The organism is Actinoallomurus acaciae (assembly GCF_042429965.1).
Lineage (GTDB): Bacteria > Actinomycetota > Actinomycetes > Streptosporangiales > Streptosporangiaceae > Actinoallomurus > Actinoallomurus acaciae.
The window spans coordinates 1-14,671 of the sequence record NZ_JBHLZP010000188.1 but is presented as its reverse complement, the minus strand read 5'-3'; the positions used below and the strand labels follow the sequence as shown (position 1 = coordinate 14,671).

Sequence of the window (14,671 nt, the reverse complement as noted above, 5' to 3'; positions counted from 1 at the left end):
CGACCACGACGGGGCAGTGGGCGTACGAGGGCAGGTGGACCGCGGACGATCCCGCCTCCAGCCCGGGGAAGGCGTCCGCCCCCTGGCTGCCGATCACCGCGAGCGAGGCGTGCTTGGACTGGTTGACCAGCATCGCCGGCGCCGGCCCGGCGGCGAGCCGGCCGCGCACCGGCGTGCGCGGGGACGTCTCCCGGGCGAGGAGGACGCCCCGGTCCAGCGTGTGCTGGGCCATCTTGCGCACCGTGTCCACCGCCTCGGGGCCGGACGGCGGGACCGGGTACGGCCAGTGCCACGCGTGGCACACGGTCAGCGGCATGCGGCGCAGGCGCGCCTCGTCGACGGCCCAGCGCAGGGCGCGCTCACTCGCCGCGGACCCGTCGTAGCCGACCAGCACGTACGACCCGTCGAACCGGTCCATATCGCCCCTCCCCCTCAAGCGTGGCGATGGCCGCGACATGCCAGAAGAGGCCGAAGGTCCCGCACGACCGGCCCGCCCGGCCCTCTCCCGTGCTCACCGGCCGCACGGTTACCATCACACCCGGTAGGGGCATGTCAGGGGCCAAAGCCCGCGGCCCGCAGGACCCTCGGCCGAGCTCATGGGGGACCAGCGCCCCCTCCCGAGAAGGGGTCGAACCGCCTAGTCTGCGGAATAAAGGCCGTAACGGAGGTGTCTATGCGAACCTTCACGATCAAGCTGCTGGGCGTGATCCGTTACGTACGCCCCGATGGCAACCCGTTGCGCCGTCCGGTCGACCGCGCGCACGTCCGGACGATGATCGTTCTCGGCCTTCTCTTCGTGATCCTCGCGCCGCTCTCGGTGGTCGTGACCGCCCGGCTGGCCGGCGACGCGGGCCTGCGGGCCGAGCGCGCGCAGGCGCAGTCCCGGCACAAGGTGGAGGCCGTGGTCGTCGACACCTCTCCGACCGGGTCGCGCGGGGTGCTGGACGAGACGGTGCGCATCGGCTGGCACGACACGGCCGGCGCCTACCACACGGCCGTCGTCCCGGCGGCGGGCGGCGAGGCGATCGGCGCTCATCGCGCGATCTGGATCGACCACACCGGGGGGCTGACCACTCATCCGCGCAAGCACTCCCAGACGGTCGCCGACAGCGTCATGGCGGCGACGACCGCTCTCACGATGCTCGCGCTGCTGTTCTCGGCCGCTCGCATGCTCGTCGAGCATCGGCTGGACCGCCGCCGCCTGGAGCTGTGGGAACGCGAGTGGGCGGCCGTGGCGCCCCGCTGGACGGGCCTGCCCTGACCTGCTCGCCGGCGGGTGCGCCAGGGACCTTGGTCCTCCAGATCCCCGACGTTCGTATCACGGTGATCCGAGGAACGCCTCCTAACGTGAGGACACAGGCCGGCATCCGCCGGCCCGCACGGATGGCGAGGCCAGGCCATGACGATCCGGGTTTTCCTGCTCGACGACCACGAAGTGGTCCGCCGCGGTGTCGCCGCGCTGCTCGAGTCCGAATCCGACATCGAGATCGTCGGGGAGGCCGCCACCGCCGCGCACGCCATCGCCCGGATCCCCGCCGTACGGCCCGACGTCGCCGTCCTGGACGTACGGCTGCCCGATGGCGACGGGGTGAGCGTGTGCCGCGAGATCCGCTCCCGGCTGCCGGGCCTGGCCTGCCTGATGCTGACGTCGTTCTCCGACGAGGAGGCCCTGTTCGACGCGGTCATGGCCGGGGCCGCCGGGTACGTGCTGAAGCAGATCCACGGGTCGGACCTGATCTCGGCGGTCCGTACGGTCGCCTCCGGGCAGTCGCTGCTCGACCCGCACAGCACCGCGCAGATGCTGCACCGCCTGCGCGAACGCCAGACCCGCAAGGATCCGCTGTCCACCCTGTCCGACCAGGAACGCCAGATCCTCGAACTCATCGGCGAGGGCCTGACGAACCGTCAGATCGGCGAGCGGCTCTTCCTGGCCGAAAAGACCGTGAAGAACTACGTCTCGAACCTGTTCACCAAGCTCGACATGCGCCGCCGTACGCAGGCCGCGGCGTTCGTCGCCCAGCTCAAGGCCACCGGCGACCGGTCCCGGGACGAATGATCACAGCTCGCCCCGCGTCAGTTCGGTGACGGACCGGCGCACCACGTTCGTGTGGGCGATCCCCAGCCGCAGGATCATCTGCGGGTAGGCGTGGTCGCAGAACCGCGTGCGGATGAACTCCCGCAACTCCGGCAGCTCCAGTGCCTGGCCGTGGAAGGCGGCCGACACGTCGTACTCGGCGGCGCAGAGCAGGATCCGCTGGAGCGCCTGCCCGGCGCACAGCCGGTCGCCGTGCGTGTCGCCGTCGGTCAGCAGGACCGCCACGACGCCCGTCGCGTCCCGGTTCTCGCCGGCGGTCCCGCCCCATCCCTGGCCGCGTGCGAAGTCGCAGCCGGCGAAGTCCACCTCCAGGCGGGCCGACTCACGCGGGGAGGTCTCCTCCGGCGCGCCGCCGGGCGGCGGGGCCCAGCGGGCCACCTCCGCGACGTACGCCGGGTTCCGCCGCTGCACCTGCTCGGCGGCCTCGGTCAGGGCGGCGAGCGCGATCCGCGCCCGGGGATCGGCGACGATGCGCAGCGACACCTGCTCGCAGTAGGCGTGGGTGCGCAGGGCCTGGAGCAGGCCGATGGGCAGCCCGCCCGGCCGGAACCCGCCGGTGTGCGTGTGCCGGTGCCGGATCTGGGCGTACATCTGGCGCTCCTCGGCGGTGGCGGGCCGCTCCCCGCCCACGTCGACCTCGGCGATCAGATCGGGCCGGTCCGGGTCGGGCAGCATCCGCACCCGGGGTATCCGGCCGAGATCGCGCATGGCCAGGCGCAGGGTGTAGAGCGCCGCGCCGCAACTGATCATCGTCTCGCGGCCCTCCGGATCGGCCACCTCCAGCCGGCGTTCGGGGTCGGCGTGCAGGGTGACGGCCGAGCCGCGTGTGTCCAGGCGCCACGGCCGGGTGTCGTACACCGACGGCGCCCACACCGCGGCGTCGGCGAGATGGTGCGCGATCTCGTCGGCGCGCGGCGTCTTGACGGCATTCATGTACGCTCCTGCCCGCTCGTAGGTCTTCAGCGCACCATCCGGGCACCGGACCCGTGCAGAGACGAAGGTCCCGGTGAGCGGGGACCTGCGGCACGCCCGGCGGCCGCCGGGCGGAGACTCCGGGTCACCGGGCGGACTCTCCGCCGGCGGACGGCACGACGGCCAGCGGGCAGTGGGCGTGGTGCAGCAGACCGTGGCTGACCGAGCCGAGGATGAGGCCGGTGAACCCGCCGCGGCCCCGCGTGCCCACCACGAGAAGATCGCAGCGCGCGGACACCCCCGACAGGATCCGCACCGGGCGGCCGTAGACGACCTCGGTGACCACCTCGACGTCGGGGAACTTCTCCCGCCAGACCGTGAGCGCGTCGTTCAGCCGGCGCGTGTGCTCGGCGACGATCACATCGGCGTCGTAGACCAGCGGCGTCATCCCGCCGAGGCCCACCGCGCCGGGGTCGGACCAGACGTGGACGGCCCGCAGGCGCGTCCCGCGAAGCCCGGCCTCCTCGAACGCGAAGGCCAGCGCCGGGTCCGTCAGCGGCGGGCCGTCGACGCCGACGGCGATCTCCCTGCGCTCGACGGGCTCGACGTGGCGTACGACGACGGTCGGCACCGGCGTGTGCGTGACCACCTGCAGCGCGGTCGAGCCGAGCAGCAGACCGGCGACCGAGCCCACGCCGCGGCTGCCGACCACGACGAGCGAGGCGTCGCGCGCCCGTTCGACCAGGGCGCGGGAGGCTCCGGCGGGGACCATCTCGCCCTCGACGTCGAGGTCCGGCGCACGTGCGCGCGCCGCTTCGACGGCCGCCCCGACCACCTCCTGGCCTCCGGCGAGGAGCCACTCGCGCACGGCGACCAGACGCGGGTCGACGTTCCGGTCGTACAGCCAGGGCGCGACGGCGTGCACGATCCGCAGCGGTGATCTCCGCAGGGCCGCCTCGCCGGCGGCCCAGTCGACCGCCCGCAGGCTGTGCCGCGATCCGTCGGCGCCCACGATGATCGGATGCATGACCCTCCCCCGGGCTCCCTTCGGCGTCCTGACACCTCCATCTCAGGCGGGGATCCGCCGTCGCACTCAGGGCCGTATGGTCCCGCGCCCGCGCCGATGGTCCCTACGGACCGTGTCCTCCAGCGCCGTCCGCGGGCGCCTTACCGGCCGACCATGAAAGGACCATGCGCGGCCAACCCCCGCGCCATCCGTCCGGATGAGAGCCGGCGGCTCCCGATCGCTCCGATGGGCCCGGCGACCCGCCACCACCAGGGCGGTTCCGCGCTTAAAGCGGCTCCGCTCGACCACTCCACTGGTGGTCAAGTTGTGGCATATAACCGACAGTCAGTATTGCTCCGGACGAACCGGACATGTGATGTTGAAATAGGCGATGAAGCCATAAAAGGCACAAATTGCCTGGCGTGACAATGACCCGTCATGCCGTCGGTACCAACCAGGGAGGTAGTTTCCATGGCGATTTCGAAGCGACTCGCGGTAGCCATCTCCGGTGCGGCCTTCGCGGGCGCGGCCGCACTCACGATGGGTGCGGCGACCCCCGCCGGCGCGGCCACGGCAAGCGCCCCGGCCACCGGCCAGCACATCGCCAGCCTCGCCTCATGGTGGGGTTGCGGCTGGGACTGCTGCGACGACTGCGACTGGGACTGCTGGGACTGGTGCTGACAGTCTGACCAGCACCCACCCGGTGATCCACCGGCAGGGGCCTCGTATCACCCAGAGCGGGGCCCCGAACCCCCCATCCGGAAACCCTCTCACCCACGACCGCCGCACCTCGGACCACGGCCCTCACGCTCCGGTCCGCCGTCCCGGGGCCGGATCACCGGCCCCGGGACGGCCATGTCGTGCCTGGGCCGGGGCTCTACGAAGCGGCGCGGTCGGGGAACAGGCGCGGTGCCTCGTGCAGCGCCGCCGCGGCGGCGGCGTCGCTCTGCTCGCGGCGGGCCTGGAGTTCGGCCTGGACCTGGGCCAGGTAGTTCTCGGTCTCCCGCTTGGCCGTCTCGTCGTCCCAGCCGAGGATCGGGGCGATGAGGCCGGCGACCTCGGGGGCGGCCGCCGCGCCCTGGTCCCACTCCTCCATCGACGCGCGCAGGCGGCGGCGCAGCACGTCCTCCAGGTGCAGGGCACCCTCATGCGTCACCGCGTACACCGCCTCGGCCTTCAGGTAGTCGCTCGCGGCGGGGATCGACTCGCCCAGAGACGGGTCGCCCTCGATCAGTTCGAGGACCTCATCGACGCACGAGCCGTACCGGTTCAGCAGGTGCTCGATGCGCGCGACGTGCAGACCGGCGCGGGCGGCCAGCCGGCGGCGGTCGTTCCACAGCACCTCATAGCCCACGGCCCCGGCGAGCGGCAGACGATGGGTCACCGAGCCGGGCACGTTCAGCGGCAGCCGCCCGGCGACGGCGTCCACCACGTCCTCGGCCATGACCCGGTACGTCGTGAACTTGCCGCCCGCGATGACCGTGAGGCCGGGCACCGGCTGGGAGACCGTGTGCTCGCGGGACAGCTTCGTCGTCTCGTCCGCACCGCCGGACAGCAGCGGGCGCAGCCCCGCGTACACCGCCTGGATGTCGTCGTGCCCCAGCGGGATCGTCAGGACCGAGTTCACGTGGTCGAGCAGGTAGTCGACGTCCGCGCCGCTGGCGGCCGGCTCGTCCTTGGCCAGCTCCCAGGCGGTGTCGGTCGTACCGATGATCCAGTGACGTCCCCACGGGATGACGAACAGCACGCTCTTCTCGGTCCGCATGATCAGGCCGGTGTCCAGGCGGATGCGGTCGCGGGGCACGAGGAGGTGGACGCCCTTGGACGCGCGCACCTCGACGTCGCCGCGCGCCCCCGCCAGCCGGTGCGTCTCGTCGGTCCAGACGCCGGTCGCGTTGATCACCTCCCGGGCGCGTACCGTGATCTCCCGGTCGTTCTCCAGGTCGTGGACGCGCGCGCCGGTGACGCGCTCGCCCTCGCGCACGAACCCGGTCGCCCGCGCCCGGCTGACGACCGTGGCGCCGTAACCGGCGGCGGTCCGCGCGAGCGTCATCGTGAAGCGCGCGTCGTCGACCTGGGCGTCGAAGTACTGGATCGCGCCCACGAACGCGTCACCGCGCAGCGCCGGCGCCACCCGCAGCGCGTGGCGGTGGCTCAGGTGACGGTGGCGGGGCACCGCCCCGGCGCCGCCCATCGTGTCGTACAGGCCGATGCCCGCGCTGACGTAGAAGCGCTCCCACATCCGGTGCTTCAGCGGATACAGGAACGGCACGGGGTGGACGAGGTGGGGCGCGACCCTTGTCAGCAGCAGGGCGCGCTCCCGAAGCGCCTCGCGTACGAGATGGAAGTCGCGCTGTTCCAGGTAGCGCAGGCCACCGTGGATCAGCTTGCTGGAGCGGCTGGAGGTGCCGGCCGCCCAGTCCGCGGCCTCGACCAGCGCCACGGACAGGCCGCGCGACACGGCGTCGAGCGCTGCGCCCGCGCCCACCACGCCGCCGCCCACGACCAGCACGTCGAACTCTTGGTCCGCCAGCTCGCGCACCGCACGGGCGCGATCGGCCGGTCCCAGGGATGCGGGTTTCATCGTCGGGCTCCTCGAAGCTTCGGTAGTTCGGAGGGGAATGCGGGGCGGGGCGCCGCACGACGCCCCGCCCGGTGGGGTCACCCAGGCGGGAACCCCGTGACGTCAGTCCACGTCGACCCAGTCGAGGGTGCGTTCGACCGCCTTCTTCCAGCCGGCGTAGCCCGCGGTGCGCTGGTCGTCGCTCCACCGCGGCTCCCAGCGCCTGTCCTCGTTCCAGTTCTGCTTGAGCTCATCGGTGTTGCGCCAAAAGCCCGTGGCCAGGCCGGCCGCGTACGCCGCGCCGAGCGCCGTGGTCTCGGCGACCACCGGCTTGGACACCGGCACGCCGAGGATGTCGGCCTGCAGCTCCATGCACAGCTCGTTCGCGGTCACACCGCCGTCGACGCGCAGCACGTCGAGGGAGACGCCGGAGTCCTGCCGCATCGCCTCGACGACGTCGCGGGTCTGGTAGCAGATCGACTCGAGCGTGGCCCGTGCCAGGTGCGCGTTGGTGTTGAAGCGGGACAGGCCGACGATGGCGCCGCGGGCGTCGGACCGCCAGTACGGGGCGAACAGGCCGGAGAACGCGGGCACGAAGTAGACGCCGCCGTTGTCCTCGACCTGCCGGGCGAGGGTCTCGCTCTGCGACGCGCCGGAGATGATGCCGAGCTGGTCGCGCAGCCACTGCACCGCGGACCCGGTCACCGCGATCGAACCCTCCAGGGCGTAGACCGGGGCCTCGGAGCCGAACTGGTAGCAGACCGTGGTCAGCAGCCCGCTCTTGGAGCGGACCAGCTCGTTGCCGGTGTTGAGCAGCAGGAAGTTGCCGGTGCCGTAGGTGTTCTTGGCCTCGCCGACGCCGAAGCAGACCTGCCCGACCGTCGCCGCCTGCTGGTCGCCGAGGTCGCCGGACAGCGGCACCTCGCCGCCGAGCGGGCCGTTCGTCAGGGTCGTGCCGTAGAAGTCCGGGTTGGACGACGGCTTGATCTCCGGCAGCATCGAGCGCGGCACGCCGAAGAAGGCCAGCAGCTCGTCGTCCCAGTCAAGCGTCTCCAGGTTCATCAGCATCGTGCGGCTGGCGTTGGTCGGGTCGGTGACGTGCACGCCGCCGTTCACTCCGCCGGTGAGATTCCACAGCAGCCACGTGTCGGTGTTGCCGAAGATCGCGTCGCCGGCCTCGGCCGCCTCGCGTACGCCGTCGACGTTCTCGAGGATCCACTGGATCTTGCCGCCGGAGAAGTACGTGGCCGGCGGGAGTCCGGCCTTGGCGCGGATGACGTCGCCCCGGCCGTCGCGGTCGAGCGCGGAGGCGATGCGGTCCGTACGGGTGTCCTGCCAGACGATCGCGTTGTAGTAGGGGCGCCCGGTGCGGCGGTTCCACACGACGGCGGTCTCGCGCTGGTTCGTGATGCCGACCGCGGCCAGGTCGGCGGCGGTGAGGTCGGTCTGGTGGAGCGCGGTCTCGATCACCGAGCGGGTGCGCTCCCAGATCTCGACCGGGTTGTGCTCCACCCAGCCCGGCTGGGGCAGGATCTGCTCGTGCTCGAGCTGGTGCTTGCCCACCTCGTTGCCCGAGTGATCGAAGATCATGAAGCGCGTGCTCGTGGTGCCCTGGTCAACGGCTCCGACGAAGTCGGCCATGGAAGGTCGCCTTTCTCTGGTGGGGGAACTCAGGCGTTCTCGAGCTCGGAGTCGTTCGGGACACGACCCGGCTCGTCGGCCTCGGCGGGCAGGAAGCGGGCGACCAGCGCCTGGTACAGCCCGGCACCGAGGACACCGCCGATGAGCGGGCCGACGATGGGCACCCAGAAGTACAGCCCGCCGTACTGGTCTCGGAAGGCGGTGCCGTACCCGGTGATGAACGAGGCGAGGCGCGGGCCGAAGTCACGCGCCGGGTTGATCGCGTACCCGGCGTCGGTCCCCCACGCCATGCCGATCGCGACGACGATGAGGCCGACGATGAGCGGGGCGAGGTTGGCGGCGGGCGCGGAGTTCTTCAGGTCGGTCACGGCGAGGATCAGGAAAAGCAGGATCGCGGTGCCGATCACCTGGTCGCGGAAGGCGCCCCACGTGTGCACCGGGAGCGCGCCGTTGCCGGGCAGGGTGGAGAAGACGCCCTGAGTCTTGATGGTGTGCCCCGGGTCGACCTTGCCGAGGACCTCGGAGTAGTTCCACCGGACGATCAGGGCCGCCACGAACGCGCCGAGGAACTGCGCCAGCGAGTACGGCGCGACCTTGCGCCAGGAGAAGCCCTTGAAGACGGCGAGCGCGACGGTCACCGCCGGATTGAGATGAGCGCCGCTGATCCGGCCCGCCACGTACACGCCCAGGGTGACGCCGAGGCCCCACGCCCAGGCGATGCTGTCGTGGTCGCCGAGGGCGCCGCCCACGACCTGTGCCACGACGCCCACCCCGAACAGGATCAGAATCAGCGTCCCGGCGAACTCCGCGGCCAGTTCACCGGCCAGCCCTGGGATCTTCAATCGCTCTGCCACGTCTCCTCCTTGATGATGAAGCCCGGTGGGGACATCACGAGGCACCGCCATGCGAAGGACGGTGTCCCGGGGCGGAACAGCGCCTCTCACAGCTGACCGGACGGTAGGTCGGCGCAGGCAGAGGGTCAACAGACATGTGCCGACATTGTCGAACGCCGCCCTGCGTTGCCAGCTCCGGACAATCTCCCGCAGGCGTTTCGGGGTGATCTGGATCACTACTGGGGGCGTTCGGGCGACTACGGAGCCCGATAATGTCGACATTGTCGAATATGTGCCGACATGACGTATCATCCGCCTCGTGCCCGGTCCGGTTCAGTCCATCGAGCGAGCGGCGGCGATCCTGCGCCTGCTCGCGCGTGGATCCGGCCGGCTCGGGGTGAGCGAGATCGCGGGCTCGCTCGGCCTGGCTCGCGGCACCGCGCACGGCATCCTGCGCACACTCCAGGGCGTCGGCTTCGTCGAGCAGGACGAGGAGACCGGCAAGTACCGGCTCGGCGCGGCGCTGCTGCACCTGGGCACGAGCTACCTCGATGTGAACGAGCTGCGATCCCGCGCGATCAACTGGGCGGACGCGCTCGCGGCGCGCAGTGGCGAGGCCGTGCGCATCGGCACGCCGCTCGACGGCAAGGTGCTCGTCGTCCACCATGTCTTCCGGCCCGACGACACCCTGCAGACCCTGGACGTCGGCGCGCTCCTGCCGGCCCACGCGACGGCGCTGGGCAAGGTGCTGATGGCCTACGACGCGGGGGCCACGGCCGCGCGGCACGGTGGGCTCGAACCGTTCACCCGGCGTACGACGACCGTTCCCCGCGAGCTCGCCCGCATGCTGGCCGAGGTCCGTGACATGGGATGGGCGGCCGAAGTGGAGGAGATGACGGTCGGGGAGGCGGGCGTCGCCGCTCCCATCCGGGGGCAGGGCGGCCTGGTCGTCGGCGCCATGGGCATCACCGGCGCGGTCGAGCGGATCTGTGGCCCCGGGGGACGGCCGAAACCGACGCTGGTGACCGGCGTACGCGACGCCGCGCGCGCGGTCTCCCGAGATCTCGGGGCCTCACGCTGGTGAGACCCGTGGAGGTGGGGACGCGATGGTAGAGCGCTATGTGATGGCGGTCGACCAGGGCACGACGTCCACACGCTGCATCCTTTTCGACCACGGCGGGCGCCTGGTCTCGGTGACGCAGCGCGAGCACAAACAGCACTTTCCCCGGCCCGGATGGGTCGAGCACGACGCCATGGAGATCTGGCGCAACCTCGAACGGATCGCCCCGGAGGCGGTCGCCCAGGCCGGGGCCACCCCCGACCAGGTCGCCGCGCTCGGCATCGCCAACCAGCGCGAGACCACGGTGATGTGGGACCGGCACACCGGCCGGCCGATCGGCCACGCGATCGTGTGGCAGGACACGCGCACCGACCGGCTCGTCGACGAGCTGGCCGCGCGCCCGCGGGCCGGCATCGTCCGCGAGCGCTGCGGGCTGCCCCTGGCGACCTACTTCTCCGCCCCGCGCATCCGCTGGATGCTCGACAACCGTCCCGGCCTGCGTGAACGCGCCGAACGCGGCGACGTGCTCTTCGGGACGATGGAGAGCTGGCTGATCTGGAACCTCACCGGCGGGCCCGAGGGCGGCCTGCACGTCACCGACGTCACCAACGCCGGTCGCACGCTTCTGATGAACCTCACGACCCTCGACTGGGACGAGGAGCTGCTGGCCTTCTTCGGCGTGCCGCGGGCGATGCTGCCGCGGATCCGGCCCTCGACCGAGACGTACGGGCCGGCGCGGCGCGTGCTGCCCGGCGTGCGCATCGCGGCCGCGCTCGGCGACCAGCAGGCAGCGCTGTTCGGGCAGACCTGCTTCGCCCCCGGCGAGGCCAAGTGCACGTACGGCACCGGCGCCTTCCTTCTCCTCAACACCGGCAACGAACCGATCCGCTCGACGCACGGCCTGCTCACGACGGTGGGGTACCAGATCGGCTCGGAGCCGGCCGTCTACGCGCTCGAAGGGTCCATCGCGATCACCGGTGCGCTCGTGCAGTGGTTCCGCGACGGGCTCGGCATCATCTCGAGTGCCCCGGAGATCGAGACGCTGGCGCGCACCGTGGACGACAACGGCGGCTGCTACATCGTGCCCGCCTTCTCCGGGCTGTTCACGCCGTACTGGCGCAGCGAGGCACGCGGCATCATCGTCGGCCTGACCTCCTACATCACCAAGGGGCACCTGGCCCGCGCGGTGCTGGAGGCCACCGGCTGGCAGACCCGCGAGGTGGTCGACGCGATGAACGCCGACTCCGGCCTGGCGCTCAAGGCGCTCAAGGTGGACGGCGGCATGACCGCCGACAACCTGCTCATGCAGTTCATCTCCGACGTCCTGGCCGTGCCGGTGATCCGGCCGATGGCCGCCGAGACCGTCTCGCTCGGCGCCGCGTACGCCGCCGGGCTCGCGGTCGGCTACTGGCCCGACCTGGAGGGGCTGCGGCGCAACTGGCACCGTGCGGCCCAGTGGCTCCCGGCGATGGACCCGGCACGCCGCGAGGTGGAGTACGACAACTGGCGCCGGGCCGTGGAACGCACCTTCGACTGGATCAAGCCGGAGAGCTGACGAGCCACGGACCAGCGCCGCCCGTCCGTGGTCACGCCCGGCCCACCCAGTCGAGGCAGAGCACGACGGCGTCATCGGCGAGTTCGATCCCGCCGTAATAGTCGAGCAGGCCGCGCGTGAGCGTGCGCACCGTCTCCGACGGGCTCTGCAGCTGGGTCTGGCGCAGCGCGGCGGCCAGCGCCACGGTCCCGTACGTCTCGCCGCGCGGCGACCGGGCGGTGTGGAAGCCGTCGCTGAAGATGACGAGGCGGTCGCCGCTCTCGACGAAGAACTCCTGCTCGGTGTAGCGCGTGTCGTCGAACATGCCGAGGGGAAGCTGTGCCTCCAGCTCGACCGATTCGACCGCGCCGTCCCGCAGGCGGAAGATCTTCGGTGACCCGGCGTCGATGGCGCCCACCCGGCCCGTCGCCACGTCGAACCGCAGCAGGAGCGTGGAGACGTGACGCTGCCCGTGATGCTGGTTGTAGATCGTCTCGTTGGCGAGCGTCGCCTGGTCGACGAGGTCGGCCCCGGACCGGCGGGCGTTGCGGAGGGCGCCGACGGCCAGCTGGGTCAGCAGCGCCGCCTCCGCGCCCCGTCCCATGCCGTTGGTCACCGACACGATCAGGTGCTCGGCCGAGGTCGACCAGTCGAAGTTGTCCCCCCAGATCGCGTAGGCGGGCTCGAGCTGGCCGGCGAGGTGGTACTCGTCGGTCACGCACGAGCGTCCGGGCAGCAGCTCCCACTGGATCTCCGCGGCGAGGGTGAGCCGGCTGCGCCGCCGGGCACGCCGGAAGACGTCGGTGCCCACATCGGCGATCTTCAGCGCGCGGGCCACGACGCCGGCGACCACGTACAGCTCCTCGCGCGTCGCGGAGTCCGGCTCGTCCTCCAGGACGACCGTGAGGACGCCGCTGCGGTCGCCGAGCACCGCGAGCGGCAGGTGAAGCTCCCAGACGTCGCCGTCCCCGGCCTTGGCCGTCACCGGTTCCTGCGCGGCGAACGCGCGGCCGGCGGGCGTGCCGTCCATGCGGAACGCCGGCCGCCCGGAGACCACGGGGACGAGGAAGTCGAGCCGGTAGTCCGCGAGGAGCAGGTCCACGGAGACCGCTCCGTAGGCCTGTTCGATCGCGGTCGCCACGGCCCCCGCCAAGGCGTGTGGCTGCGCCTCCCAGACGGCGCGTTCGATGGTGCTCAGCTTTTCTTCGGGCATGATCTCGTCTCGGTCGGTCGGCCGCACGCACGCGGCGGGTGGCTCGTGCGGCGCATGAGGAGTGACTGCACACGCGCGATGGGTGACAGGCGGGGTATGGTGGCGGATGTGGGTGATTCATCGCAGCTGTCGGAATGCGCTGCTGCGATCGATCTTGCAGCCGAGGCGCTGGTCCGAATCTGGACCGGTCCGCAGAGCACACCCGGGGTGCCGGTGACCCAGCTGCGTGTTCTGTTCGTCGTGGAGCAGAGCGGAGCCATCAACCTCAGTCGCCTGGCGAACGAGCTCGGCGCGCTCCTGTCGTCGGCCAGCAGGCTGTGTGACCGCCTCGAGGCCGCTGGGCTGATTGTACGTGAGTCCGGCCAGCAGTCCCGGCGAGAGATCGCGATCCGGCTGAGCCCCGACGGCGAGGCGCTGCTCGAACGCGTACGCCGCGAGCGGCAGGAACAGATCACCAAGGTCCTCGCGCAGATGCCCGCGAACGCCCGCCAGGCGCTGCTCACCGGCCTCACCGAGTTCCAGAGCGCGGCCGACACGCGACGGCCCGGCTCGGAGCGGTCCTTCTCGATGCCCGCCTGAGGCTCGGGCACCATCCCTCAAGGATCGTCGGTCACCACGCCCTCGTCATCCCTCTCGCGGCGGACGATCTCCGGCCGCGACCCGATCCGGAACATCAGCAGGCAGGTGTCGTCCTCGCGCGCGCTGTCACGCAGCATCTCCGACAGGACTCTGTCGGCGACGGCGTCCAGGTCGCCGTCCGCCCGGCCGAACGCGCGCGCGAGCCGGTCGATGCCCTCGCCGAGGGGGACGCCGCGCCGTTCGATGAGGCCGTCGGTGTAGAACAGCACGATCGAGCCGGGCGCGGGCCGGATGCCGAACTCCTGCAGGCCGGCGCCCTCCAGCGGCATGCCGAGCAGGAAGTCGTGGCCCTCCAGCACGGCGACCGCGCCGTCGGGCGCGCGGACCAGGGGCGGCGGGTGCCCGGCGTTGGACCAGCGCAGCAGGCCGTCGGGCGACACCTGGGCGAGCACCGCGGTGGCCAGGTCGTCCGGCTGCAGGTGCGACAGCATGCGGTGCATGCGGGTGAGCACCTCGCCCGGCCCGTCGGCGTCGACGGCGTACGCCCGCAGCGTGGTGCGCAACTGCCCCATGAGGGCGGCGGCCTGCAGGCCGTGGCCCGTGACGTCGCCGACCGCGGCCATGATGTCGCCGTCCGGGCGCTCGAACGCGTCGTACCAGTCGCCGCCGACGTTGAGACCCGCCTCCGCGGGCAGGTAGCGGGCGGTGAACCGGAGCCTCCCGGCCGCCGGCAGGTCGGTGAGCATGGCGCGCTGGAGGATCTCGGCGACGTCACGCTCGCGTTCGTAGCGCAGGGCGTTGTCGGTGGCGGCGGCGGCGAGCCGGGTCAGCTCACCGAACACCACGACGTCCTCGGCGCCGAAGGAGTCCGCGGGCGGCTCGGCGGCCAGCACTCCGAGCGTGGCGCCGCGCGAGATCAGCGGGATGGCGAGGAGCTGCTCCCGGTCGAAGGTGGTGTCGACCTCCGTGACCGCCGGCTCATCGCCCGGCGCGCGGGTGGCGTGCTGCGTCCGGCCGCTGGCGAAGGCCTTCTCCACCAGCGGCGGAGGACGGCCGGACCCGGGCGCGGGCGGAAGGGGCTCGAGCAGCCCGGGCTCGCGGACCAGCCACACGGTCATCGCGGACGCGTGGCGCGGGACGACGATGCCGCGCAGCCGGCCGAGGATCTGCTCGTGGTCGAGCGACTCGGACAGGACCGCGCCGGCGTGGGCGAGGAAGGCCAGCCGGGCGCGCGA

The 14,671-nt window shown here is 72.0% G+C and carries 14 protein-coding genes; 6 read left to right on the top strand and 8 right to left on the bottom strand.

Annotated elements, in window-relative coordinates; translation table 11 throughout:
• On the bottom strand, positions 1-418 hold a 418-nt coding region (locus tag ACFFNX_RS24055; RefSeq protein ID WP_378206420.1), incomplete at its 3' end, for a universal stress protein.
• Positions 419-673: 255 nt separating this feature from the next.
• Between ACFFNX_RS24055 and ACFFNX_RS24050 the strand changes: the two genes are divergently transcribed.
• Both ACFFNX_RS24050 and ACFFNX_RS24045 read left to right on the top strand, forming a co-directional pair.
• Positions 674-1,261, top strand: coding sequence for an Rv1733c family protein (locus ACFFNX_RS24050; RefSeq protein ID WP_378206417.1), 588 nt, complete (start codon positions 674-676; stop codon positions 1,259-1,261).
• Between the two features lie 138 nt (positions 1,262-1,399).
• Positions 1,400-2,056, top strand: a complete 657-nt coding sequence (locus ACFFNX_RS24045) for a response regulator (protein ID WP_378206414.1) — start codon at positions 1,400-1,402, stop codon at positions 2,054-2,056.
• Here the strand turns inward: ACFFNX_RS24045 and ACFFNX_RS24040 are convergent, their stop codons facing one another.
• Both ACFFNX_RS24040 and ACFFNX_RS24035 read right to left on the bottom strand, forming a co-directional pair.
• Entirely contained in the window at positions 2,057-3,028 is a 972-nt protein-coding gene (locus tag ACFFNX_RS24040; protein ID WP_378206410.1) for an Acg family FMN-binding oxidoreductase, read from the bottom strand.
• A gap of 124 nt (positions 3,029-3,152) precedes the next feature.
• On the bottom strand, positions 3,153-4,034 hold the full coding sequence (locus tag ACFFNX_RS24035; RefSeq protein ID WP_378206407.1) for a universal stress protein: 882 nt from the start codon (positions 4,032-4,034) through the stop codon (positions 3,153-3,155).
• Positions 4,035-4,484: 450 nt separating this feature from the next.
• Here ACFFNX_RS24035 and ACFFNX_RS24030 point away from each other — a divergent pair, with 450 nt between their 5' ends.
• Positions 4,485-4,694, top strand: a complete 210-nt coding sequence (locus tag ACFFNX_RS24030; RefSeq protein WP_378206404.1) for a hypothetical protein — start codon at positions 4,485-4,487, stop codon at positions 4,692-4,694.
• A gap of 196 nt (positions 4,695-4,890) precedes the next feature.
• On the opposite strand, the gene ACFFNX_RS24025 is transcribed toward ACFFNX_RS24030, so the two are convergent.
• The 3 genes from ACFFNX_RS24025 to ACFFNX_RS24015 all read right to left on the bottom strand — a co-directional run bounded on the left by ACFFNX_RS24025 (position 4,891) and on the right by ACFFNX_RS24015 (position 9,071).
• Positions 4,891-6,597 (bottom strand): glycerol-3-phosphate dehydrogenase/oxidase, encoded by a 1,707-nt coding sequence (locus ACFFNX_RS24025; protein WP_378206401.1) that lies wholly within the window; start codon positions 6,595-6,597, stop codon positions 4,891-4,893.
• 102 nt (positions 6,598-6,699) lie between these two features.
• Positions 6,700-8,217 (bottom strand): glycerol kinase GlpK, encoded by a 1,518-nt coding sequence (gene glpK, locus ACFFNX_RS24020; RefSeq protein WP_378206398.1) that lies wholly within the window; start codon positions 8,215-8,217, stop codon positions 6,700-6,702.
• Positions 8,218-8,246: 29 nt separating this feature from the next.
• Positions 8,247-9,071, bottom strand: a complete 825-nt coding sequence (locus tag ACFFNX_RS24015) for an MIP/aquaporin family protein (RefSeq protein ID WP_378206395.1) — start codon at positions 9,069-9,071, stop codon at positions 8,247-8,249.
• A gap of 298 nt (positions 9,072-9,369) precedes the next feature.
• Here ACFFNX_RS24015 and ACFFNX_RS24010 point away from each other — a divergent pair, with 298 nt between their 5' ends.
• Both ACFFNX_RS24010 and glpK (ACFFNX_RS24005) read left to right on the top strand, forming a co-directional pair.
• Positions 9,370-10,134 carry an IclR family transcriptional regulator gene (locus tag ACFFNX_RS24010; RefSeq protein WP_378206392.1) on the top strand — a complete coding sequence of 255 codons (765 nt, stop codon included), beginning with the start codon at positions 9,370-9,372 and terminating at the stop codon, positions 10,132-10,134.
• A gap of 22 nt (positions 10,135-10,156) precedes the next feature.
• The gene (glpK, locus tag ACFFNX_RS24005) at positions 10,157-11,665 is read left to right on the top strand and encodes a glycerol kinase GlpK (RefSeq protein WP_378206389.1); all 1,509 of its coding nucleotides are present in this window, start codon (positions 10,157-10,159) and stop codon (positions 11,663-11,665) included.
• 31 nt (positions 11,666-11,696) lie between these two features.
• Here the strand turns inward: glpK (ACFFNX_RS24005) and ACFFNX_RS24000 are convergent, their stop codons facing one another.
• Positions 11,697-12,857 carry a PP2C family protein-serine/threonine phosphatase gene (locus tag ACFFNX_RS24000; RefSeq protein ID WP_378206386.1) on the bottom strand — a complete coding sequence of 387 codons (1,161 nt, stop codon included), beginning with the start codon at positions 12,855-12,857 and terminating at the stop codon, positions 11,697-11,699.
• A gap of 108 nt (positions 12,858-12,965) precedes the next feature.
• On the opposite strand from ACFFNX_RS24000, the gene ACFFNX_RS23995 reads away from it, so the two are divergent.
• On the top strand, positions 12,966-13,436 hold the full coding sequence (locus tag ACFFNX_RS23995; RefSeq protein WP_378206383.1) for a MarR family winged helix-turn-helix transcriptional regulator: 471 nt from the start codon (positions 12,966-12,968) through the stop codon (positions 13,434-13,436).
• 17 nt (positions 13,437-13,453) lie between these two features.
• Here ACFFNX_RS23995 and ACFFNX_RS23990 read toward each other — a convergent pair.
• A partial coding sequence (locus ACFFNX_RS23990) for a PP2C family protein-serine/threonine phosphatase (RefSeq protein ID WP_378206380.1) occupies positions 13,454-14,671 on the bottom strand: 1,218 nt, incomplete at its 5' end.